The sequence below is a fragment of the Exiguobacterium sp. SH1S21 genome (genome assembly GCF_004337175.1).
Lineage (GTDB): Bacteria > Bacillota > Bacilli > Exiguobacteriales > Exiguobacteriaceae > Exiguobacterium > Exiguobacterium aurantiacum_A.
On record NZ_SJUY01000032.1, the window covers coordinates 1 to 428 of the forward strand.

Below are 428 nucleotides of genomic sequence, written 5' to 3' on the forward strand. Positions count from 1 at the left end.
GAATTGCCCGTCGAGGTTACCGCCGTTAACCACGGTATCGATATGCGAACCGCTCAGAATCACTTCCTGTGGATATTCGGTACCATTCAGGCGACCGTATAAATTCCCTACTTCATCGAAACGTGTTTCCAGCCCACTTGCTGCCATTCTTTTTTTAAATTGCTGCTGGGTTTCCAGCCATTCCGGCGAATAAAGTAAACGGGTCATCCCACCCGTTGGGTCAGCGCCAAAAGAGGAAAGCCAGGGCAGCGTTTCTTCTATGGCTTGACGAAAATGTGTAATCATAAGAAAGTCCTGTCTCAATAATTATTGCGCAAAGGGATTTTTCGTTTCGTATGACGTGTTATAAAGCGCGTCGGAAATTAAATACTGGTAAATATCATCAACAATTTCGATGCCTTCGACGGCGGCTTTGCGTTGTTTAATAT

At 45.1% G+C, this 428-nt stretch carries 1 pseudogene; it reads right to left on the reverse strand.

The annotated features are described in order from the left end of the window. Positions 1–285 (reverse strand): annotated as a pseudogene (locus EVJ24_RS15200) (Zn-dependent hydrolase); the annotation flags it as partial. Positions 286–428: the final 143 nt, after the last annotated feature.